The 19,920-nt window shown below is 62.4% G+C and carries 23 protein-coding genes and 1 pseudogene; 12 read left to right on the top strand and 12 right to left on the bottom strand.

The window, feature by feature from the left end; all coding sequences use genetic code 11:
- The first annotated feature begins 30 nt into the window (after positions 1–30).
- Genes QYR03_RS04820 through QYR03_RS04810 form a run of 3 tightly spaced genes read left to right on the top strand, consistent with a single transcriptional unit; the run spans position 31 to position 1,503 of the window.
- Positions 31–273: a type II toxin-antitoxin system Phd/YefM family antitoxin gene (locus QYR03_RS04820; RefSeq protein WP_259851511.1), complete on the top strand. Its 243-nt coding sequence runs from the start codon at positions 31–33 to the stop codon at positions 271–273.
- Positions 273–698 (top strand): type II toxin-antitoxin system VapC family toxin, encoded by a 426-nt coding sequence (locus QYR03_RS04815; RefSeq protein ID WP_367620404.1) that lies wholly within the window; start codon positions 273–275, stop codon positions 696–698. The genes QYR03_RS04820 and QYR03_RS04815 overlap by 1 nt, the downstream gene beginning before the upstream one ends.
- Complete coding sequence (locus QYR03_RS04810; RefSeq protein WP_259851512.1) at positions 685–1,503, top strand: DNA-formamidopyrimidine glycosylase family protein; 819 nt, start codon at positions 685–687, stop codon at positions 1,501–1,503. The genes QYR03_RS04815 and QYR03_RS04810 overlap by 14 nt, the downstream gene beginning before the upstream one ends.
- Here QYR03_RS04810 and QYR03_RS04805 read toward each other — a convergent pair.
- From QYR03_RS04805 to pgi, 3 genes are all read right to left on the bottom strand, one after another.
- Complete coding sequence (locus QYR03_RS04805; RefSeq protein WP_259851513.1) at positions 1,500–2,129, bottom strand: DedA family protein; 630 nt, start codon at positions 2,127–2,129, stop codon at positions 1,500–1,502. The two genes, QYR03_RS04810 and QYR03_RS04805, sit on opposite strands and share 4 nt — an antisense overlap.
- A 15-nt stretch (positions 2,130–2,144) precedes the next feature.
- Positions 2,145–3,632, bottom strand: a complete 1,488-nt coding sequence (locus QYR03_RS04800) for a glutamate-cysteine ligase family protein (protein WP_259851514.1) — start codon at positions 3,630–3,632, stop codon at positions 2,145–2,147.
- Between the two features lie 61 nt (positions 3,633–3,693).
- Positions 3,694–5,331, bottom strand: coding sequence for a glucose-6-phosphate isomerase (pgi, locus tag QYR03_RS04795; protein WP_301713328.1), 1,638 nt, complete (start codon positions 5,329–5,331; stop codon positions 3,694–3,696).
- Positions 5,332–5,427: 96 nt separating this feature from the next.
- Here pgi and QYR03_RS04790 point away from each other — a divergent pair, with 96 nt between their 5' ends.
- Positions 5,428–5,748, top strand: coding sequence for an antibiotic biosynthesis monooxygenase (locus tag QYR03_RS04790; RefSeq protein ID WP_259851516.1), 321 nt, complete (start codon positions 5,428–5,430; stop codon positions 5,746–5,748).
- Positions 5,749–5,753: 5 nt separating this feature from the next.
- On the opposite strand, the gene QYR03_RS04785 is transcribed toward QYR03_RS04790, so the two are convergent.
- A complete protein-coding gene (locus tag QYR03_RS04785) occupies positions 5,754–6,053 on the bottom strand; it encodes a chorismate mutase (protein WP_301713327.1) in 300 nt (99 codons plus the stop codon).
- A gap of 86 nt (positions 6,054–6,139) precedes the next feature.
- Between QYR03_RS04785 and pcrA the strand changes: the two genes are divergently transcribed.
- Entirely contained in the window at positions 6,140–8,434 is a 2,295-nt protein-coding gene (pcrA, locus tag QYR03_RS04780; RefSeq protein WP_301713326.1) for a DNA helicase PcrA, read from the top strand.
- A gap of 3 nt (positions 8,435–8,437) precedes the next feature.
- On the opposite strand, the gene QYR03_RS04775 is transcribed toward pcrA, so the two are convergent.
- A complete protein-coding gene (locus QYR03_RS04775) occupies positions 8,438–9,160 on the bottom strand; it encodes a M23 family metallopeptidase (RefSeq protein ID WP_259851519.1) in 723 nt (240 codons plus the stop codon).
- A 213-nt stretch (positions 9,161–9,373) separates the two neighbouring features.
- Positions 9,374–10,105, bottom strand: a complete 732-nt coding sequence (locus tag QYR03_RS04770; protein WP_259851520.1) for a M23 family metallopeptidase — start codon at positions 10,103–10,105, stop codon at positions 9,374–9,376.
- A 203-nt stretch (positions 10,106–10,308) separates the two neighbouring features.
- On the opposite strand from QYR03_RS04770, the gene QYR03_RS04765 reads away from it, so the two are divergent.
- Genes QYR03_RS04765 through QYR03_RS04745 form a run of 5 tightly spaced genes read left to right on the top strand, consistent with a single transcriptional unit; the run spans position 10,309 to position 15,466 of the window.
- Entirely contained in the window at positions 10,309–11,856 is a 1,548-nt protein-coding gene (locus QYR03_RS04765) for a DUF6350 family protein (RefSeq protein WP_259851521.1), read from the top strand.
- A gap of 6 nt (positions 11,857–11,862) precedes the next feature.
- Positions 11,863–12,453 (top strand): phosphoribosylglycinamide formyltransferase, encoded by a 591-nt coding sequence (gene purN, locus QYR03_RS04760; protein WP_301713325.1) that lies wholly within the window; start codon positions 11,863–11,865, stop codon positions 12,451–12,453.
- The gene (gene purH / locus QYR03_RS04755; RefSeq protein WP_301713324.1) at positions 12,450–13,970 is read left to right on the top strand and encodes a bifunctional phosphoribosylaminoimidazolecarboxamide formyltransferase/IMP cyclohydrolase; all 1,521 of its coding nucleotides are present in this window, start codon (positions 12,450–12,452) and stop codon (positions 13,968–13,970) included. Before purN ends, purH begins: the two co-directional genes overlap by 4 nt.
- 48 nt (positions 13,971–14,018) lie before the next feature.
- On the top strand, positions 14,019–14,582 hold the full coding sequence (locus tag QYR03_RS04750; RefSeq protein WP_259851524.1) for a hypothetical protein: 564 nt from the start codon (positions 14,019–14,021) through the stop codon (positions 14,580–14,582).
- Positions 14,579–15,466 carry a hypothetical protein gene (locus QYR03_RS04745; RefSeq protein WP_301713323.1) on the top strand — a complete coding sequence of 296 codons (888 nt, stop codon included), beginning with the start codon at positions 14,579–14,581 and terminating at the stop codon, positions 15,464–15,466. The genes QYR03_RS04750 and QYR03_RS04745 overlap by 4 nt, the downstream gene beginning before the upstream one ends.
- A 72-nt stretch (positions 15,467–15,538) precedes the next feature.
- On the opposite strand, the gene rpsR is transcribed toward QYR03_RS04745, so the two are convergent.
- The 5 genes from rpsR to QYR03_RS04720 all read right to left on the bottom strand — a co-directional run bounded on the left by rpsR (position 15,539) and on the right by QYR03_RS04720 (position 17,873).
- Complete coding sequence (rpsR, locus tag QYR03_RS04740; protein ID WP_087116263.1) at positions 15,539–15,787, bottom strand: 30S ribosomal protein S18; 249 nt, start codon at positions 15,785–15,787, stop codon at positions 15,539–15,541.
- Between the two features lie 18 nt (positions 15,788–15,805).
- Entirely contained in the window at positions 15,806–16,111 is a 306-nt protein-coding gene (rpsN, locus tag QYR03_RS04735) for a 30S ribosomal protein S14 (protein ID WP_076599275.1), read from the bottom strand.
- A 2-nt stretch (positions 16,112–16,113) separates the two neighbouring features.
- Positions 16,114–16,278 carry a 50S ribosomal protein L33 gene (rpmG, locus tag QYR03_RS04730; protein ID WP_259851526.1) on the bottom strand — a complete coding sequence of 55 codons (165 nt, stop codon included), beginning with the start codon at positions 16,276–16,278 and terminating at the stop codon, positions 16,114–16,116.
- A 3-nt stretch (positions 16,279–16,281) separates the two neighbouring features.
- On the bottom strand, positions 16,282–16,518 hold the full coding sequence (gene rpmB, locus QYR03_RS04725; RefSeq protein WP_259851527.1) for a 50S ribosomal protein L28: 237 nt from the start codon (positions 16,516–16,518) through the stop codon (positions 16,282–16,284).
- A 227-nt stretch (positions 16,519–16,745) separates the two neighbouring features.
- Complete coding sequence (locus QYR03_RS04720; RefSeq protein ID WP_301713322.1) at positions 16,746–17,873, bottom strand: SLC13 family permease; 1,128 nt, start codon at positions 17,871–17,873, stop codon at positions 16,746–16,748.
- Positions 17,874–18,012: 139 nt separating this feature from the next.
- On the opposite strand from QYR03_RS04720, the gene QYR03_RS04715 reads away from it, so the two are divergent.
- Positions 18,013–18,285: a type B 50S ribosomal protein L31 gene (locus QYR03_RS04715; RefSeq protein WP_087116267.1), complete on the top strand. Its 273-nt coding sequence runs from the start codon at positions 18,013–18,015 to the stop codon at positions 18,283–18,285.
- Between the two features lie 33 nt (positions 18,286–18,318).
- Positions 18,319–18,492 carry a 50S ribosomal protein L32 gene (rpmF, locus tag QYR03_RS04710; RefSeq protein WP_076599278.1) on the top strand — a complete coding sequence of 58 codons (174 nt, stop codon included), beginning with the start codon at positions 18,319–18,321 and terminating at the stop codon, positions 18,490–18,492.
- Between the two features lie 193 nt (positions 18,493–18,685).
- Here the strand turns inward: rpmF and QYR03_RS04705 are convergent.
- Positions 18,686–19,877 (bottom strand): annotated as a pseudogene (locus QYR03_RS04705) (IS3 family transposase).
- Between the last annotated feature and the right edge of the window lie 43 nt (positions 19,878–19,920).

Here is a 19,920-nt window from a genome sequence, read left to right as displayed (position 1 = left end):
TGTAGTCATGTTGCTACGGAGGGAGTGCTGATGACTCAGTTGATGTCTGCTCGTGAGTTTAACCAGGAGCTCAGTCGGGCGAAACGGGAAGCGCTTGTATCCCCGGTAATCGTTACTGACCGTGGTGAACCATCCCATGTGCTTATGTCTTACGGAGAGTACAAGAGGCTGACGCGTTCCCCTGGGAGCTTTGTCGAAAAGCTATTGATCGATGATCCCGTCGACGTGGATTTAGAGAAGACCGAATTACGCATGCGGCCGGTCGAATTCTGATGTACATCCTCGATACGAACGTTGTTAGCCAGTTTCATAAACCTCGTCCTGACAGGGGAGTCTTGGCATGGGTTGGGGAGCGCAGCGAAGCTGAACTCCATATTTCCGTCATCACGGTGATGGAGATTGAGATCGGTATTCGCCGCCTGGAACGGCGTGATGCGGAACAGGCACGGCGGTTGCAGAACTGGCTCGATCACACGGTGATCCGCGCATTCCAGGGACGGATACTGCCGATCGACCTCGACGTCGCTCGTCGATGCGCACCCCGACACGTCCCGGACCCGGCTCCGGAAAGGGATGCTCTTATCGCGGCCACTGCCTCTTCACACGGCTTCACAGTCGTGACGCGCAACGAGAAAGATTTCCGGCGGCTAGGGGTCCCGGTGCTCAACCCGTTCGAGGTGTTGGATGCCCGAAGGTGATTCCGTCTACCAGCTGTCCAAGCGGTTGCAGTTCATGACCGGGCGTGAGGTGACAGCGTCATCGTTGCGTGTCCCGCGGTTTGCCACCGTCGACTTCACGGGCATGACCTGCGAGTGCGTCTGGCCGTATGGGAAACACCTGTTCATGCAGTTCGGCGCCGACGGCCACGAACCACCGATCCTGCACACGCACCTGAAAATGGAGGGCACGTGGTCCGTGCACCGCGCTGGGGCTCGCTGGTCGAAGCCCGGCCACACTGCGCGTGTGGTGCTCCAGCTTGCCGACGCCGCCGGCGACATCGAGCTCGTCGGTCACGACCTCGGGCTTGTCGACGTGTTCCCCGCCCGTGAGTACGAGACCCAGATGGGCTACCTCGGACCTGATCTGCTCGCGGAGGACTTCGACGTTCACGAAGCGACACGCCGCATCCTCGCTGATCCGGACCGGGAAATTGGTCGAAGCCTGTTGGACCAGTACCGCGTCGCCGGCATCGGCAATGAATACCGCGCGGAAATCTGCTTCCTCGGCGGCGTCCACCCTGCGCGGACGGTGGGGGAGGTGGGCGAAGAAGGTGTCGACAAGCTCCTGCGCATCGCCCGCCGTCTGATGTGGGCCAACAAGGACGAAGTGAAACGCGTGTCCACTGGTATCAAACGCGCCGGCGAGACCACCTATGTGTTCGGACGCAACAAGAAACCCTGCCGCCGGTGCACCACCTTGATCACCAAGGGGTTTCTGGGCGGGCAGGGCGATTTAGAGCGCGTGATCTGGTGGTGCCCCAGCTGTCAGCCGGAGCCTGATTAAGCAGTGGCTCCTTCGTTCTTCTCGCGGATCGCCCGGCGGATGAAAAAGATCAGGAAGCCGAGCAGGATCAGGATGAGAATCACGTAGACAACCTTGGAGTACTGGTCGACGTAGCCGGTGACGGCCTCCCAGTTCTCGCCGAGCTTGAAGCCCAAGAAGATGAGGATGAAATTCCAAACGGCGGAGCCGAGGGTGGTCCACAGACCGAAGGTGAGCAGGCTCATCCGGTCAAGGCCGGCGGGAATGGAGATTAGCGAACGGATGCCGGGGATGAGGCGGCCGAAGAGGATGGACGGCTTGCCGTACTTGTCGAACCAGGCGAGGGATTTATCCACATCGGATACCTTGACCAGCCACATCCAGTCGGCGATCGCGCGCAGGCGGTCCGCGCCGAGCCAGGCGCCGAGGCCGTACAGCAGATACGCGCCGACGACTGATCCGACGGTGGCCCAGATGAACACCGGGATGAAGCTCAGCGAGCCCTGGGCGACGGTGAAGCCGCCAAGCGGCAGGACCACCTCAGAAGGGATGGGCGGGAAGAGGTTTTCAAGCAGGATGGCAATGCCGACGCCAGGGGCGCCGAGCGTATCCATCAAACTGACAATCCAGTCAATGATCGCGGACATGGCAAGTATCTTGCCCTATCGGAAGTCGGTGGACCAAGAATGAACCGGAGTGCCAGACTTTTGGTTCTCTAAATACATCCGGAGCGCATCTGCGAGCGCCTTCTGCCGTTCCGGGGTGCCGGGTTTTGTGCCGGCGCCGAACGCGTCCAGAGCGTCCAACTGCCATGTCGCACCATTCTGGCGGTGCCAGGCGCGCCCCTCGATCACGGCGAGGTACTTCTCCGACAGCTCTTCATCGACGTCGAGCATGCGCAGGCCTTCGTGCGCCTGGTCGAGCAGGTGGTTGAGGACGAGGTTGGAAACGTCGATGCGCCCCAACGTCGGCCACACCATCGTCGCGCCGATGCCGTCTCGGGCGCCGGCGTAGAAATTGTCACGCGCATCGTCGAAGGTCAGGCGCGACCACACCGGGCGGGTTTGCTCGCCCAGGAATTTCGCCAACCCGTAGTAGAACGCGGCGTCGGCGACGATGTCGATCGTGGTTGGGCCAGCCGCCAGAAGGCGGTTCTCCACACGGATGTGGGACAGCTCAAGCGACGGATCATAAATCGGTCGGTTCCAGCGCCACACCGTGCCGTTGTGCAGGTTCAGGTAGTGCAGGCCCGGACTGTTGCCGTCCATCATTGGCTTGCCCGCATCCGCGCGGGATTCCGGGATGAGTGGGGAGAAGTAGCGGACATTTTCTTCGAACAGGTCGAAGACACTGGTGATCCAGCGCTCACCGAACCACACACGCGGACGGACGCCCTGGTTGACCAGCACGTCCGTGCGGGTGTCGATGGACTGTTTGAACACCGGGATACGCGACTCGTGCCACGTGCGGCGGCCCATGAACAGCGGGGAGTTCGCGCTCAGAGCCACCTGCACGCCCGCAATCGCCTGCGAGGCGTTCCACGCCTCAGGGAAGCGGTCGGGAGCGACCTGCAGGTGCAGCTGCATCGAGGTGCAGGTGGATTCGGTGGCGATGTCCTCGAAGGTCGCGCGGTAGCGCTCCTGCCGCGAGATGTCGATATCCACGAGCTCACCTCGTGCCTCGAGGACCATATTCGACAACGCGGAGTAACGGTTCTCCTGCGTCATCCACGCGTCGCTCTGCAGGTACTCGGTGGTGATTGTCGGCAAAGTGCCGATCATCGCGACATGCGCACCAGCCTTATTCGCTGCCTCGGAGACAGTGCGCAGGCGCTCATCAAGCCCTTCGTGAAGCACCGTCAGGCCGGTACCGGACAAGTCCAGTGGCGGGTGGTTCATCTCGACGTTGTAGCGGCCGATCTCGGACTGGTACTCGTCCGAGAGCTCCTTCAGCACGGCCTCGTTGCAGCCGGCGGGATTCATCTCGTCGTCGACCAGGTTCAGTTCGAGCTCGAGCCCGATCGTGCCGTGGTCGACGAATTCCGCCTCCTGGAGGTGGTGATCGAAAATCTCGAGATCGTCGAGGAGAGCTTGGCGGTACTTGGTCCGCTGTTTGGGGGTATAAGAATCGCGTGAAACGGCATCGCCCATGCACAAATCTTATCTGTGCCGTGCGGCAAACCTCCGGTTTCCCGCGCCCTTTGCATTCATGTTATTTACTGCTGCGGTACCACTCGATGAGCGCGTCGGTGGAGGAGTCACCGGTGTCGGGAGCAGCCTCACCGGAAACTGCAGCGGCGAGCTCATTGGCCTGGGCCTTGCCCAACTCCACGCCCCACTGGTCGAAGGAGTTGATGCCCCAGATCACGCCTTGGGTGAACACGATGTGCTCGTATAGCGCGATGAGGGCACCGAGGGCGTGCGGGGTGAGCTCGGGGGCGAGGATCGTGGTGGTGGGGCGGTTTCCCGGCATCACCTTGTGCGGGGAAAGCTCGTGGCTCACACCGCCGTCCTCGACCTCTTGCCGGGTCTTGCCGAATGCGAGCACCTTTGTCTGCGCGAAGAAATTACCCATGAGCAGGTCGTGCATTGAGCCTTCGCCGGAAGCGGTCGGCAGGTCCTGCTTCGGGTTGGCGAACCCGATGAAATCGGCCGGCACCATCGTCGTGCCCTGGTGGATCAGCTGGTAGAAGGCGTGCTGGCCGTTGGTGCCGGGCTCGCCCCAGAAGATCTCGCCGGTGTCGTAGGTGACCGGGGTTCCGTCGATACGCACGCTCTTGCCGTTCGACTCCATGGTGAGCTGCTGGAGGTACGCGGGGAAGCGGGAAAGATCCTCGGAGTAGGGGAGGACGGCGTGGGTGTCCGTGCCGTAGAAATTGCGGTACCAGATGTTCAGCAGACCCATTAGCGCCGGAATATTCTCCTCCAGCGGTGTACTGCGGAAGTGCTCGTCCATGGCGTGGAAACCCTCGAGGAAGCGCATGAAGTCCTGCGGGCCGATGACTGCCATGAGCGACAGGCCGATCGCCGAATCCACGGAATAGCGGCCGCCGACCCAATCCCAGAACGGGAACATGTTGTCGGTGTCGATGCCGAATTCCGCGACCTTCTCCGCATTCGTGGACACTGCCACGAAGTGCTTCGCAATGGCGGACTCATCGCCGTCGAACTGCTCTAGCAGCCACCGCTTCGCGGCGTGCGCGTTGGACAGCGTCTCCTGGGTGGTGAAGGTCTTCGACGCGACGATGAACAGTGTTTCACCCGGGTCGGCGTTGTCGAGCACGCTCGTCATGTCTGCCGGATCCACGTTGGACACGAACTCGGCGGTGATCCCGGCCGTCGCATACGTGCGCAGTGCTTTCGTGGCCATTGCGGGCCCTAGGTCGGAGCCGCCGATGCCGATGTTGACCACCTTTTTGATCGTGTGGCCTGTGTGCCCGAGCCACTCACCCGACCGCAGCTTGGACGCGAAATCTCGCATCCGGCCCAACACCTCGTGGACATCCGCCGCCACGTCCTGCCCGTTCACGGAAAGGTCCTGTTCCGCCGGGATACGCAGAGCGGTGTGCAGAACAGCGCGGTCCTCGGTGGAGTTGATGTGCGCACCCGTGAACATCTTCTCGGTTGCGCCCTTGAGGTCCGCTTCCTCGGCGAGAGCAACCAGGGCTTCGAGAATCTCGCCGTCCACCAGGTTCTTCGAGAGGTCCACGTGGAGGCCGGCGCCGTCGAACGTGAACTTCTCCGCGCGCTGGTCATCGCGTTCGAAGAGCTCGCGCAACGTCGTCTTGTTCTTCTCTGCGTGAAGCTTGAGCAGGTCGTTCCAGGCAGTCGTGGAAGTGATATCAGTCATGGCCACTCCTTAGGGGCGCATCGAAGACGGTGTTAGCGGTCAATGCTTCCCAGACTAATGAAAAACAGCCCCGCATTTGCGCCATAATAGGAAGGCATGAGCATCGTGAAGATCAACGCAATCACCGTCCCCGAAGGTGCCGGCGAGCAGCTTGAGCAGCGCTTCGCTGCCCGCAAGCACGCCATTGATGCCCAGCCGGGCTTCGAGGGCTTCCAGCTGCTGCGCCCAGTGAAGGGGGAGGACCGCTATTTCGTAGTCACCCGCTGGGCCGATGAGGAGTCCTACAAGAACTGGTGGGCGGGAGAAGGGAAGGCGGCCCATGCCCACAAGGAAGGCGAGGAGCCCCGTAAGCCGGTCGCTTCCGGAGCCGAGCTGCTTGAATTCGAGGTCGTTCTCGACTCCCTCGAGCAGGACTAGTCCGCCTAACCCAGCTTGCCCCGGCCGAGCCGCAGCAGAATCGCGGCGAGGTTGGGGCCTTCTTCGCCCAACTCGTCCCGGAACTGGTTGATGATGGCCACTTCCCGGGTGTGGACGAGGCGCGTTCCGCCGGAGCCCATGCGGGTCTTGCCGACGGCGGACGAGATCTCCGAACGCCGCTTGACCGCATCCAGGATCACCCGGTCGAGCCGGTCGATTTCTTTGCGGTAGGCCTGGATTTCCTCGTCCGACAACGGATCGTCAGTGCCGGACGGGTGCCTGATATCGCTGTTATCCACGCTCATAACCACTGATTCTGCCACGAATTCCACAAGGCGTTCGAATGGGTGCGGCCGGGTGGTCCACCCCGCCAAGTACGGTAGTAGCCATCATGGGAACAGATTTGATTTTGGGGTTGAATCCGCAGCAGAAGGCCGCCGTTGAGCACGCCGGCAGTCCGCTGCTCATCGTCGCTGGAGCGGGGTCCGGCAAGACTGCTGTGCTGACGCGGCGCATCGCCTATTTGCTGCAGCAACGCGGGGTGGCGCCGTGGGAGATCTTGGCCATCACCTTCACCAACAAGGCCGCCGCGGAGATGAAGGAGCGCGTCAGTCAACTCATCGGGCCGCAGGCGGAGCGGATGTGGGTGGCCACATTCCACTCGGTGTGCGTACGCATCCTGCGCCAGCAGGCTCAGCTGGTCAATGGGCTGAACACGAATTTCACCATTTATGACGGGGATGATTCCCGCCGGCTTTTGGGCATGATCGCCAAAGAGGCGAACCTGGACCTGAAGAAGTTCTCGCCGCGTGCGCTGGCAAACGCGATTTCCAATTTGAAGAATGAGTTGATTGGTCCGGGGCAGGCGCTGTCGAACGCGGAGAAGACGAAGAATCCCTTCGAGGTGACAGTGGCCAAGGTCTACTCCGAGTACCAGCGGCGTTTGCGCGAGGCGAATGCCGTGGACTTTGACGACCTGATCGGGGAAGTCGTCGGCATGTTCAAACGTCATCCCGAGGTGGTGGAGTATTACCGTCGCCGGTTCCGCCACGTGCTGGTGGATGAGTACCAGGACACCAACCACGCGCAGTACGAGCTCATCCACACATTGGTGGGGGACGGCCCCGACGCGCCGGAATTGGCTGTCGTGGGCGACTCGGACCAGTCGATCTACGCCTTCCGCGGTGCGACGATACGCAATATCGAGGAATTCGAGCGCGACTACCCGGATGCCACGACGATCATGCTGGAGCAGAACTACCGCTCCACGCAGAATATTCTCGCCGCTGCCAACGCGGTGATCGCGCAGAATGCCGGGCGCCGCCCGAAGAAGTTGTGGACGGATCTGGGGCAGGGGGAGAAGATCGTCGGCTACGTGGCGGACAACGAGCACGATGAGGCCCGCTTCGTCGCCAGTGAGGTCGATGCCCTAGCCGACAAGAACATCCCGTATTCCGATATCGCGGTCATGTACCGCACGAATAACTCGTCGCGCGCGCTCGAAGACATCTTCATCCGCGCCGGGATCCCGTACAAGGTCGTCGGCGGCACACGTTTCTACGAGCGCAAGGAGATCCGCGACATCGTAGCCTACCTGCGCGTGCTGGAGAACCCCGACGATTCGGTGAGCATGCGCCGCATCATCAACGTTCCCAAGCGCGGCATCGGCGACAAGGCTCAAGCGATGGTGGCGCTGTACGCGGACAATCACCGGATCAGTTTCGGTCAGGCGCTTATCGACATCGCCGGCGGCGAAGGCGAGGCCATCACCTCCCGTTCCCGCAACGCGATTTCCGGCTTCGTGGACCTTTTGCACGGACTGCGCACGGATATGGACGAGCTGGTCAACGAGGTGACCGGCATGCCGGATCTCGGGGGACTGGTCGCCCGCATCCTGGACGCGACGGGGTACCGGGCAGAGCTGGAAGCCTCCAACGACCCGCAGGACGGGGCCCGGCTGGACAACCTCAACGAGTTGGTCTCTGTGGCCCGGGAATTCTCCTCCGACGCGGCGAACCAGATGGCGTACGAGGACTTCGACCCTGAGAGCGGAGAAGCCCGACCGGGGTCGTTGCAGGCATTCCTGGAGCGCGTCTCGCTGGTGGCTGATGCGGACCAGATTCCGGATGAGGGACAGGGTGTGGTCACCTTGATGACTCTCCACACCGCAAAGGGGCTGGAGTTCCCCGTCGTCTTCGTCACCGGCTGGGAGGACGGGCAGTTCCCCCACCTCCGTGCCCTCGGCGACCCGGACGAGCTGGCAGAGGAACGCCGACTGGCCTATGTGGGGATTACCCGCGCGCGTGAGCGCCTGTACCTGACACGCGCGATGCTGCGTTCGTCGTGGGGATCTCCGGTGACCAACCCGGCCAGTCGCTTCCTCGCAGAGGTCCCTGAGGACCTCGTCGACTGGCGGCGGGTCGAACCGGAGCGCTCCTTCTCCTCGGACGCGTGGGGGAGCCCGGTGCCCGCGCGGCGGCCGAAGCGCCGCAGCGAGAGCAGTGTGAAGGTGAACAAGAACCTTCAGCTGGCTAAGGGGGACCGGGTCAACCACGCGAAGTACGGGCTGGGCACGGTCATGAGCGTCGACGGTGTCGGTCCGCGCGAGACCGTCACCATCGATTTCGGTTCGAGTGGCACGGTGCGCTTGATGCTCATCGGCGGTGTGCCAATGGAGAAGCTGTAGCGCTTAGACCGTGATGCCGCGCTCGGCGAACCACGGAACCGGGTCCACCTTGTTCTCGCCGTCCGGCATGATCTCGAAGTGCAGGTGCGGTCCGGTGGAGTGGCCTTCGCTGCCCATTTCGGCGATCTGCTGGCCGGCTGTGACGTGGTCGCCGACGTTCACGTTGAACGAGCGGACGTGGCCGTAAACGCTGATCGACCCGTCGTCGTGGCGCACGCGCACCCACTTGCCGAAGCCTTGGGCGGGGCCTGCGTTGATCACGGTGCCGTCCATGACCGCGAGGATCGGGGTGCCGGGGTCGTTGGCGATGTCGATGCCGTAGTGGAAGCTGCCCCAGCGCGGACCGTAGCCCGACGTGAAGCGGCCCTCTGCCGGCATGACGACCTTGTTGCCGTTCGATGTGGTTCCGGTCTGCGGAGTGACTGAAGTGGTGGGGACGCCGGCGGTGGCTTCCTCCTCGTTGTACTCAGGCAGAGCACGCGGGTCGTACACGATGCTGTATCCGGCGGCGGAGACAGTGGCGCCCTTGGTGAAGATGTCGTCGAGCGCCATGCCGATCGACGGCAGGGCGGGGCCGATCTCTTCTACTTGCTGTCCGTTGACAGAGACGGAGATCGCGTGGGCGGGGATGGCGGTCAGGGGTATGGCGAGCGCCACGGCGGCGACGAGTAGGCGTCGTTTCATGTCGTCCTTCTTCGATTCGTTGCGGAACCAGTAAACAGGCATGGTTTTTCCAACCCGCAACATGCTATCGGCCCATTACTCCGCGGGCAACGCCGTTTTTCCGCTCTGACATGCGGAAAAACTGTTCAATTCGCACAAAACAGCTGGTTAGGGGAGTGAACTAGTGTGGCTAGTGTGAACACTGTGAATTAATGGCGGGGGTAGTGAGGCATGAAAAAATTCCCCCCGGCGAACCGGAGGGAAGTGAAGGATTTCTTAGAGATTGATGCCGCGTTCCTTCAGCCACGGGGCCGGGTCGATTGCCTCGCCGCCGTTCGGGTGCACCTCGAAGTGGAGGTGGGAACCGGTGGAGAAGCCACGGGAACCCATACCGGCGATCTTCTGGCCGGCATGAACCTTCTCGCCGACGGCGACATCCAGGGTCTCCATGTGTCCGTAGACGGTGACGGTGCCGTCCTCGTGGCGCAGGCGGATCCAGTTGCCGAAGCCATTGGCCGGGCCAGAGTCGATGACCTCGCCGTCCTCGACGGCGACAATCGGGGTGCCGACCGCGTTGGCGATGTCGATGCCCTTGTGGAAAGTGCCCCAACGCGGGGCGAAGCCGGAGGTGAAGGCACCTTCAGCCGGCTTCACGGACAGGGGGGCGCGGGCCGCCAGATCGGCGGCGCTGCGGACCTTCGCGTACTCAACAGCCTTCCCCAGCTGTTCAGAAAGGTTGTCGACCGGCTTGTACTCGCTGATCGTGAGGATCTGCGGGGCTGCACCTGCGATCTCGTCGGGGGTGCCAGCGTTGTCGACTGCAGCCTGTGCTGCACCAGCGTTGTCGGCGTTTGCGGCGGAAGCAGCGGAGATGCCGCCGGATGCGACTGCACCGGTAGCGACTGCGACCAGTGCGACACGACCCTTGTTGGGGCTCTGCTTGCGGTGCTTGCCTGCAGTGCGGCGTGCGCTCGAAGAGTTCAAGGTGTACCTCGTTGAGATCGTCATTGGGTAACGGTTCGTTCCGGAATCGTAACCTCTTTGTTATCTACGGGTGGTAACACTAGCCAGTCTCGGTCCGACAAGCAACCTAAACGGTGAGATTCATATATTCGAGTGCCCATGCTCATGCGTTACATCCAACGGGAGCACCGTCAGATAATCGTGTCCTAGCGCCCGATTACACTATCCGCGTGCCAAGGTTGAAGGCAATGAGCAACAAGTCTAGTCCGCCGAGTAGATCCACCCGCACTTCGACGCCGGTGAGCCGCCGTCGCCTGCGTGCGGGCACGGCCAACTCCGCTGCGCGCACACCCGCCGCGGACAAGGTGCCCACGACAATGAAGGAACGGGTGCGCCACTACCTGCCGTTCGTGGGCATCCCGAACCTGATCGTGGTGCTCGGCATCGTCGCTGTGTGCCTGGGGACGGTCTTGTTGAGCGGCGGGCGTCTTGCCGCGATGGCATCTGCGGTGGCCGAGACGTGGTTCGTCCTCCACGGCGTGCCTGTCAGCTTCCAGGGGGTGACGCTCGGCGCGATTCCGTTGCTGCCCGCCATCGGTGTGGCGGCGCTCATTGCGTGGCGCGTGCGTGTGGCCACCCGCGACCGGGTGAGCATTCTCGACTTGTACGCGATTTTCGGCCTAGTCGTTCTCATCCCGTTCACGTTGTCCGCGGTCGCGTGGTTCATGATCGACGATGCGGCCGCGGTCTTCCCGGTCTCTCCGCCAGCGATTCACAAGGCCCTGGCTATTCCCGTGTTCGTTCATGTGGTGGGAATGATGTGCGGCATGAGCGGCCGTTTGTGGAAGGCCTTGCTGACACGTCTTGGCGCGCCTGATTCGCTTTACGACGCCGCCCGCGCGACCATCATGCTCTCCCTCCGCCTGCTGGGGGCTGCGGCTGTCGTCTACCTGTTCCTGCTCGCCGCGGGTTACAGCAGGCTCTCCGGGCTCCTCGGGGAGTTTCCGACATTGGGGGCCGGCGGCGGTCTCGCGCTGTTCGCCTTGAGCGTGCTGTACCTGCCGAATGCGGCGCTTGCCACTCTGGGTGTTCTGCTCGGCGCTCCTTTCGACATTGCTCAGGGCGGGGTTTCCCTCTTCGGTTCGGTGCTGGTGCCCCTGCCGCCGTTCCCGCTGTTCGCGGCTATCCCGGGAGAAGTGCCGGTGTGGGCGCCGGTACTCCTCGTGGTGCCCGCTGCGGTGATGATCCACTTTGTCCTGTCCAAGCGCCTCGGTTGGCAGGAAGTCCTGATTTCCTCTGTGTTCGTTGCAGTCCTCGCGGTGTTCGCTGGACTGATGTCCGGCGGTGAGGTCGGTGCCTATGGCTGGATCGGCATCAATCCGTGGTTCTTCGCGCTCGCAGCCGCCCTCTGGGTCGGTGTCGTCGGCGCGGCCGCCTATCTCGTCGCCCGCTTCGCGCACAAGGACACGGCTGAGCCGGAGCAGGAAGAGCCTGAAGAAGCAGATGCAGAAGAGGCAGAACCGGAAGAGCCTGAAGACGACCCTGAGGAACAGTCCGAAGAGTCCGAAGAGTCCGAAGAGTCCGACAACGGCGCCGAGGCAGATGAGGCAGATGAGGCAGAGCAAGCTGATCTGCGAGAGGAACCGGAGGAAGAGGAACCGGAGCATGATCCCGCGGACGGGGAAACGCAGGAGGAAGAGCAGGAAGAAGAGGAAGAGGATGACGTCGATAAGCCCGCTGCTTCTGGGGGCGGTTCGACGGCGATCTCGGTCCTGCGTGAGGACCAGCTAGACTGATCTTCCGTGGCAGAGACTTCTCAGACCTCTCAGACTTCTGTGGCGGTGCTCGTCTCCGGTTCGGGGACGTTGCTTCAGGCGATCCTGGATAATCAGGGGGCGTACTCGGTGGAGCTCGTCGTCGCCGACGTGGAATGCCCGGCGTTGGACCGGGCCCGGGCGGCGGGCGTGCGTGCCGAGGTCGTTCCCCTTGAAAGTGATCGTGATGAATGGAACCGTCAGCTCGCTGACATGATGGGGGACCCCGATATCGTGGTCTCCGCAGGATTCATGAAGATTGTGGGGGAGGCCTTCCTCGACCGCTTCGAGGGACGGCTCATTAACACCCACCCGGCGCTGCTGCCCGCCTTCCCGGGGGCGCACGCGGTGCGCGACGCGCTCGCGTACGGCGTGAAGGTCACCGGAACCACTGTCCACTACATCGATGCCGGCGTGGACACCGGCGAGATCATCGCCCAGCGCGCGGTCGACGTGCGCGCGGGGGAGACTGAAGAAGATTTGCACGAACGCATCAAGGAAGTGGAGCGCGCTCTCATCGTGGACACGCTGAACCGCGCCGAAACCTCAACAATCGGAAAGGTCGAATTTCCAGCATGAGCACCCGCACCCCCATCAAGCGCGCACTGATCAGCGTCTATGACAAGACCGGAATCGAAGAGCTCGCGTCTGCGCTTTCCGAGGCCGGGGTGGAGATCGTCTCCACCGGCTCCACCGCACAGCGCATCAAGGACACCGGCGCGAACGTGACCGAGGTGGCGGAGCTCACCGGCTTCCCCGAGGTTCTCGAGGGCCGCGTGAAAACGCTGCACCCTCGAGTGCACGCTGGCATCCTCGCAGATCTGCGGAAGGACGACCACGCGAAGCAGATTGAGGAGCTCGGCGTGAAGCCGTTCGAGCTCGTCGTGGTGAACCTCTACCCGTTCTCCGAGACGGTGGCTTCGGGCGCGAGCTTCGACGAGGTCGTCGAAATGATCGACATCGGCGGCCCCTCCATGGTGCGCGCGGCGGCCAAGAACCACCCGTCCGTCGCCGTCGTCGTCGACCCGGCCAAGTACGGGGAAGTCGCGGAGGCCGTCAAGAACGGTGGTTTCGACGAAGAGCAGCGCCGCCAGCTTGCCGCTGACGCGTTCGCGCACACGGCACAGTACGATGCGGCTGTTTCAACCTGGTTCGACGAGCAGCTGGGCAGCTCCACCACGCTGCGTTACGGCGAGAACCCGCACCAATCCGCAAGCCTCATTTCCGACGGAACTGGATTGGCGGGCGCGACCCAGCACGGCGGCAAGGAAATGTCCTACAACAACTACCAGGACGCCGACGCCGCATGGCGTGCTTGCTGGGACCACGAGCGCCCCTGCGTGGCCGTGATCAAGCACGCCAACCCGTGCGGGATCGCGGTGTCCGACACATCGATCGCCGACGCCCACGCCAAGGCCCACGCGTGCGACCCAGTCAGCGCCTACGGCGGCGTGATCGCGGCCAACCGCGAGGTCACCTTGGAGATGGCGGAGCAGGTCAAGCCGATCTTCACCGAGGTCATCATCGCGCCGAGCATCGCTGACGACGCTCTCGAGCTGCTGCAGACCAAGAAGAACCTCCGCATTCTCACCGCGGAGAAGCCGGAGCGGGAAGGCAAGGAGATCAAGCACATCTCCGGCGGCACGCTCATCCAGGACCGCGACATCTACCAGGCGGAAGGGGACAACCCGGAGAATTGGACTCTCGCCGCTGGTGAGGCAGCCGACGAGAAGACCCTGGCTGACCTTAAATTCGCGTGGAACGCGATCCGCTGCGTGAAGTCCAACGCCATCCTGATCGCCCGCGACGGTGCGGCAGTCGGCGTGGGCATGGGGCAGGTCAACCGCGTCGATTCCGCGAAGCTCGCCGTCGACCGCGCGAACACTCTCGACGAAGGCCGTAACCGCACCAACGGTGCCGTCGCCGCTTCGGATGCGTTCTTCCCGTTCGCCGACGGTTTCCAGATTCTCGCCGACGCAGGTGTGTCCGCTGTTGTTCAGCCGGGCGGCTCTATCCGCGATGAAGAGGTCGTCGCGGCGGCGAATGAAGCCGGAGTCACCATGTACTTCACTGGTATGCGCCACTTCTCCCACTAAACTAGGGTTTTTGAAAGACAATTTCACGCTGACTGAAGGACAACCCAGGTGAGTATTCCGACGTGGGGCGGCCCCGAGCCGCAGCACCAGCCGACACTCGAGCAGCAGACGAGCACCAGCACCGCAGCTGGGAGCGGGGACAGTAACAAAACCAATAACAACACCGCCCTGATCATCGTCAGCATTCTCGCGGCGCTGCTGGCTCTCGCTCTCGCCGGCTTCTCAGTGTTCTACTTCCTGTCGGGCTCCAATTCCGGAAGCACGACCGACGACGTGGCAGCGATGTCGAGCATCTCCGCCGCGCCCGCCCCAGCGTCGAAGTCCACGGTGACCGAGACTGTGGATGCCCCGGCACCGAAGAAGGAGAAGGCGAGTGCCAAGTGCGACTACTCGTCGTGGGATGTCACGGACCCGAACGTAACCACGGCCGGGTTCGCCAAGAATGTCTTCAACGACTTTAAGTCCGCGTGCCGTGAGGAGGGCTCGCCCAACGTGACGCTTGTCGACGTCTACAGCCCCTCCACGCAGAAGAATTACACGATGACTTGCCGGGAACGTGACGGCCAAGTTGTGTGCACCGGCGGGCGCAACGCCGCCGTCTACATCTCGTGACATACCTGAGAAAGACACTGGCACTGTCCGTGGGAGTGGCCGCCTTGGCCGCGGGAGCTGCCGCATGCACGATCGGGGAACCCTTGGACGAGCCCAGCACTGAACCCGTCGAAATCGTCACCGTCACCGAGACGGCCGCTGACGGGGGAGAAGCGGCCCAGTCCCCCTCACCGTCAATGCCACCGTCGGATGATCCGACCGCGGCGCTGACTGAAGCAGTGGACAACGTAATCGCCGCATACGGGGGCCGGGCCGCTCTCGCTGTCTCGGGGGACCAGGAGTATTCTGCCGGCGACACAACGGGCTTCGCCTCCTGGTCCACGATGAAGGTTCCGGTGGCGATCGCGGCCCTCAACAGCCGTCCTGAGATGACAGTCGAGGCCGCCAATGCCATTCAGGCCTCCGACAACGGTGCGGCCGATATGCTGTGGAACGCGACCACGCCTGAAGCAGTCGAAGCAGTGCTGGCGGAAGGGCACAGCCCGGTGGCTGTTGAACGCAACGTCACGCGCCCGGGCTTCTCCGCCTTCGGTCAGACGCAGTGGACCGTCGACGAGCAGGCCCGGTTCGCCTCGCACCTCAGTTGCGTGGCCGGGGCAGGGCCTGTGCTCGAGCACATGGGCAACCTGACTGCTGGGGGCGACTACGGCATTGGCACCCTGCCGGGGGCCCGGCTCAAAGGGGGATGGGGGCCGTCGATAAGCGGTGCGTACGAGGTGCGCCAATTAGGCCTCGTGCCTGATGCGAATGGGCGTCAGATCGCCGTCGCTATCGCGGCGAGCGCAGCTGACGGCACTTACGAGACCGGCCAGGCAATGCTCACGCAGCTGGCCGTGGCTCTCGCCGGCGTGCTCGACACCGCGCCGGCCGCGGTCTGCCAATAAAAAATCTCCCCGCATCCGAAAATCGGATGCGGGGAGACGTCGAACTCTACGCTGTCGAAGTCAACCGGGAATTTAGCGGCTGGTGAACGGCAGCAGAGCCATCTCGCGTGCGTTCTTCACAGCGGTAGCGACCTGGCGCTGCTGCTGCGGCGTCAGGCCGGTGACGCGACGCGAACGGATCTTGTGGCGGTCGGAGATGAACAGACGCAAGGTCTCAATGTCCTTGTAGTCCACAGCTTCGATGCCCTTGGCCTTGAGCGGGTTCTTCTTCGGGCGGCGGGACTGCTCCATCCGCACCTTGCGGTTGTTATTGCGCTTCATTTACATGCACTCCCTTGCTTACCACGAGGACTTGCGGACGCCCGGCAGCTCACCGCGGTGGGCCATCTCGCGCATACGGACGCGGGAGAGGCCGAACTTGCGGAGGTAGCCGCGGGGGCGGCCGTCGTGCGAGTCGCGGTTACGGACGCGAGCCGGGGAGGCATCGCGCGGCTGACGGTTGAGCTCAAACTGAGCCTCGAGACGGTCCTCGTCGGACGTCTCCGGGTTGCGGATGATCGCCTTGAGCTCCTGGCGGCGCTCAGCGTAACGCTCGACGATCTCCTTGCGCTTCTCGTTCTTAGCGATCTTGGACTTCTTCGCCATTCTTATCGCTCCTCGCGGAATTCAACGTGCTTGCGCGCAACCGGATCGTACTTCTTCAGGGAAATACGGTCCGGGTTATTGCGCTTGTTCTTACGGGTGACGTAGGTGTAGCCGGTGCCCGCGGTGCTCTTGAGCTTGATGATCGGGCGGATATCGTTACGTGCCATGAGCTAGATCTTCTCCCCTCGGGCGCGGATCTGAGCAACAACAGACTCGATGCCGTCGCGGTCGATGATCTTCAGACCCTTGGTGGAAACATTGAGCGTGATGGTACGGCCCTCGGAGGGCAGGTAGAAACGCCGCTTCTGCACGTTGGGGTTCCAACGGCGCGAGTGGCGGCGGTGCGAGTGAGACACGGTTTTGCCGAAAGACGGCTTCTTTCCCGTGACCTGGCAATATGCCGACATGGTTACTTCTTTCTCCTAGCCGCTTGAGCCACGGAGACTATGAGGAGGACGCCGCGCTCTTAAGCAGGTTATCGGCCAGAAATGTGAGGAAGGCCGTGGTGCTCGAGGGCGTCGCAAGTCACCGGTTGACTAAGCGTAAACGTGTACTTCGACAACAGCGAGAGTAAACACTACACGCGCAAGGCCTCATTTCATAATCGCTACCGCGCTTATCGACGGGCCTCCGTTCAGCCCGCAACCATCATTGCCCCGAGAGGGGCCGCGACAGCGAAAGGCATGAGACATGCGCCGCGGACGGCCACGTCTTTCCATGCGACCGCGACCCCCGCCCGCTGTAGCTGATCGTGCCAGAGCAGCGTGGCGAGCGACGCCCACGGCATCACGATGGGCCCGCAGTTGACGCCTATTAGTAGGGCAATGATCTGCTGCGGAGTCTGCGCGGACGGTTCCAGCAGGAGGTAGGCCGGCAAATTATTCACCGCATTCGCCGCTACTGCGCCTGCCGCGGCGAGCGGAACTGGGGCGAGCTCCCCGAATTCAATCCCGGCGGCAATTGCGGCGGCGGAGGCGCACGAGAAGGTGGCGGCCAAGACGATTGAGAACCACGGAACGAGATTGCTTCTGCGGTGGTTCTTTCCAGCTGCCGCGTAGAGCACTGCTGCGGCGACCGTACTGACAAGCCAGTAGGGGAGCACCATTAGCGCCGGAGGGATGGCCGCCAGCACGGCGAGCGCCATCCTCAAGGCGGGGCTGCTCGCCGCTTCGTTTTCTGTCCGCGGACTCGGCGCAGGTTCGTCCGCGGCAAGAACATAGGCCAGCCAGGACGCGGCCACGGCGACGAGGAGCGCCGCGGTAGCCGGGGCGGCGGCCATTCGCATATATGCGGTCTCCGACGCGATGTGGGCTGACCCGGCGGCGAGAAGATTGGTCAGGTTCGACACTGGCAAAAGCAGCGAGCCGAGGTTGGCTATCCACACCACGGCGAATGCGACTGGCACCACCTTCAGCCCGTTTCTGCGCGCCAGGGCCACCGCCATCGGGGTGATCATGATCGCTGTCGTGTCGAGAGAGAGGAAGATCGTGGAGATCGCCGAGATGGCGACAATGCCGGACCAGAGTGCCCACGGCGACCGTGTGCACCGCTCAAGTCCGCGCGCGACCGCCTCGAATGCTCCGGCGGCGGACGCAAGATTCACAGTCACGGACATTCCCGCGACGAACAGCAGCACCGGGGTCAGCCGCAGCGCGAGGGAGAGCAAGGCTTCTGGCGCGGCGACGGCGAGAAAGACAGCGCTCGGAGCGAGCACGGCTGCGCACACGGCCCAGCGAAGCAGCGATTTCAGGATAGTGTCCATCACCTGTACTATGTATCAAGTTGTCTGATCAGGCGTATTCGCGCTGCTCGGATAAAGACCATTTTCGCACCCAACTCAGGCACGATCCGGGGTACCCCGCGAACCGACCTGAAGTATCAATCCTGAGGGAAACGAAGAGATGAAGAAAGATATCCACCCTGATTACCACCCGGTGATCTTCCAGGACGCAGGTACTGGCCACCAGTTCCTGACCCGTTCCACCGCAACCTCCGGCCGTACCGCCCAGTGGGAGGACGGCAATGAGTACCCGCTCATCGTCGTCGACGTGACCAGCGAGTCGCACCCGTTCTGGACCGGCGCACAGCGCGTTATGGACACCGCTGGCCGTGTTGAGAAGTTCAACCGCCGCTTCGGCGGCATGGCCCGCCGCAAGAAGAAGTCCGCTAACTAGCGCGAGATACCCCGGTAAAGGAGGAAAGACACTATGGCAACCCCGAAGTTCCGCAAGTCCCGCTCGAACACGCACCACCGCCGTTCGCAGTGGAAGGCTGACAACGCCGCTCTGCAGGAGGTCAAGATCGACGGCCAGACCGTGCGTATCCCGCGCCGCCTGATCAAGGCTGCCGAGCAGGGCCTGATCGACGTCGAGCAGTTCTAAGCTCTTCACGCACAGCCGGTCGCCACTTTTGTGGTGGCCGGCTTTTCGCTTGTGCAGGGAAGATTGCGCGTTAAAAGACAGAATGTGTGTCTGGCTCGGCGTGTCGTCGGGCGGGCATTGTTTTTACTGCATGGGGCCTTTGCGCATTACTATGTAGTGTTGGGGCTCTGAAGCGTCCTGGTTTTCGTTCCGCTTATTTAACGCCCAACGTTTGAGCGCCTGATCGTTGATAGTAAGCGTCCTCCATCTCCTGTGGAGTGATATATCTTAGGGATTGATGAAGTCGCTGGTTGTTCCACCAGTGCACCCAGCGAAGGGTGGCAATCTCGACTTCACCGACCGATGCCCACGGCCGGTGGGGATAAATCAGCTCTGTTTTGTAGAGCCCGTTGACCGTTTCAGCCAACGCGTTGTCATAGGAGTCGCCAACGGTGCCGACAGACGGATCGACACATACTGCGAGCCGCGGTCACTGTGGTGGACAAGCCCTTCTGGGCGAAGATCACCAGCGTGATACAGGGCGTGCTCAAAGGCCTCCAGCGGCAGTTCATCGGTACGCATGCTCGCCCGGGTCGCGACACCGACGATCTTTCTGGAGTACACATCGGTGATAAACGCGGTGTAGGCAAAACCAGACAAGGTGCGTACATAGGTAATGTCAGCGACCCACAACCGGTGCGGTGCGGGGGCAGTGAAATCACGGTTGACCAGGTCAGGGCGGCAATCTGGCACGTTGGCCCGAAGCGTTGTCATCGGTGTGCGGCCACGCCTGCGGCCGTAAATGCCAGCTTGCTTCATCAAACGCGCGGTCTGATCACGACCGATGTTCCAGCCGGCGCGCTGCATGGCCTTCCACATCTTGCGGATCCCGTAGACGCTGAAGTTGTCCTCGTAGACCCTCACCAATTCAGGAATAAGCAGCGCATCTGACAAACTTCTCGCCGACGGTGCTCGTGTTTTCGCTGCTCGGTAACCGCGAGAGGTGATGAACCCACATTCTGTCTTTTTCAATGTGCGACAGATAGCCTCGACCCCGAAGCGATCGCGATACGCATCGATGTATTCGATCATCTTCTGGTGGGACGGTCGAGTTCCGCCGCGAAAAAAGCTGACGCGGTTTTCAAGATCTCATTAGCCCTGCGTAGCTCCTTAATCTCTTTCCGCAGCCGCTTCAGTTCGTCAGCCGTTGACTCGCCGGCGCCAATCTCAACATCGGATGAGACCATATTCGGCTTCAGCCAATCGTTGAGCGTGTGCGCTGGAATGCCGAGCTTTTCACCGATCTCTACGGCTGCACCCCATTTCGAACACCCTTCGAGCTCAACGAGGTCCTCAGCCAAGCGCACTGCCTTGGTCTTGAACTCGTCACTGTACTTCCTTGGCATGATTCCAATCTTTCTCTAGAAATGATCGGAACTAAACCCAGGA

It is taken from the genome of Corynebacterium sp. P4-C1 (genome assembly GCF_030503595.1).
Classification (GTDB): Bacteria; Actinomycetota; Actinomycetes; order Mycobacteriales; family Mycobacteriaceae; genus Corynebacterium.
This window is presented reverse-complemented; position numbering and strand designations above follow the sequence as displayed.

Coding starts and splice junctions, on each gene's coding strand:
- rpmG (WP_259851526.1), bottom strand. CDS start 16,278: ATGGCACGTAACGATATCCGCCCGATCATCAAGCTCAAGAGCACCGCG.
- pgi (WP_301713328.1), bottom strand. CDS start 5,331: ATGACTGATATCACTTCCACGACTGCCTGGAACGACCTGCTCAAGCTT.
- QYR03_RS04785 (WP_301713327.1), bottom strand. CDS start 6,053: ATGAGCGTGGATAACAGCGATATCAGGCACCCGTCCGGCACTGACGAT.
- QYR03_RS04820 (WP_259851511.1), top strand. CDS start 31: ATGACTCAGTTGATGTCTGCTCGTGAGTTTAACCAGGAGCTCAGTCGG.
- QYR03_RS04805 (WP_259851513.1), bottom strand. CDS start 2,129: ATGTCCGCGATCATTGACTGGATTGTCAGTTTGATGGATACGCTCGGC.
- purH (WP_301713324.1), top strand. CDS start 12,450: ATGAGCACCCGCACCCCCATCAAGCGCGCACTGATCAGCGTCTATGAC.
- rpmB (WP_259851527.1), bottom strand. CDS start 16,518: ATGTCGGCATATTGCCAGGTCACGGGAAAGAAGCCGTCTTTCGGCAAA.
- QYR03_RS04770 (WP_259851520.1), bottom strand. CDS start 10,105: ATGACGATCTCAACGAGGTACACCTTGAACTCTTCGAGCGCACGCCGC.
- QYR03_RS04810 (WP_259851512.1), top strand. CDS start 685: ATGCCCGAAGGTGATTCCGTCTACCAGCTGTCCAAGCGGTTGCAGTTC.
- QYR03_RS04715 (WP_087116267.1), top strand. CDS start 18,013: ATGAAGAAAGATATCCACCCTGATTACCACCCGGTGATCTTCCAGGAC.
- QYR03_RS04790 (WP_259851516.1), top strand. CDS start 5,428: ATGAGCATCGTGAAGATCAACGCAATCACCGTCCCCGAAGGTGCCGGC.
- pcrA (WP_301713326.1), top strand. CDS start 6,140: ATGGGAACAGATTTGATTTTGGGGTTGAATCCGCAGCAGAAGGCCGCC.
- QYR03_RS04765 (WP_259851521.1), top strand. CDS start 10,309: ATGAGCAACAAGTCTAGTCCGCCGAGTAGATCCACCCGCACTTCGACG.
- QYR03_RS04720 (WP_301713322.1), bottom strand. CDS start 17,873: ATGGACACTATCCTGAAATCGCTGCTTCGCTGGGCCGTGTGCGCAGCC.
- QYR03_RS04815 (WP_367620404.1), top strand. CDS start 273: ATGTACATCCTCGATACGAACGTTGTTAGCCAGTTTCATAAACCTCGT.
- rpmF (WP_076599278.1), top strand. CDS start 18,319: ATGGCAACCCCGAAGTTCCGCAAGTCCCGCTCGAACACGCACCACCGC.
- QYR03_RS04800 (WP_259851514.1), bottom strand. CDS start 3,632: ATGGGCGATGCCGTTTCACGCGATTCTTATACCCCCAAACAGCGGACC.
- rpsN (WP_076599275.1), bottom strand. CDS start 16,111: ATGGCGAAGAAGTCCAAGATCGCTAAGAACGAGAAGCGCAAGGAGATC.
- QYR03_RS04775 (WP_259851519.1), bottom strand. CDS start 9,160: ATGCCTGTTTACTGGTTCCGCAACGAATCGAAGAAGGACGACATGAAA.
- rpsR (WP_087116263.1), bottom strand. CDS start 15,787: ATGAAGCGCAATAACAACCGCAAGGTGCGGATGGAGCAGTCCCGCCGC.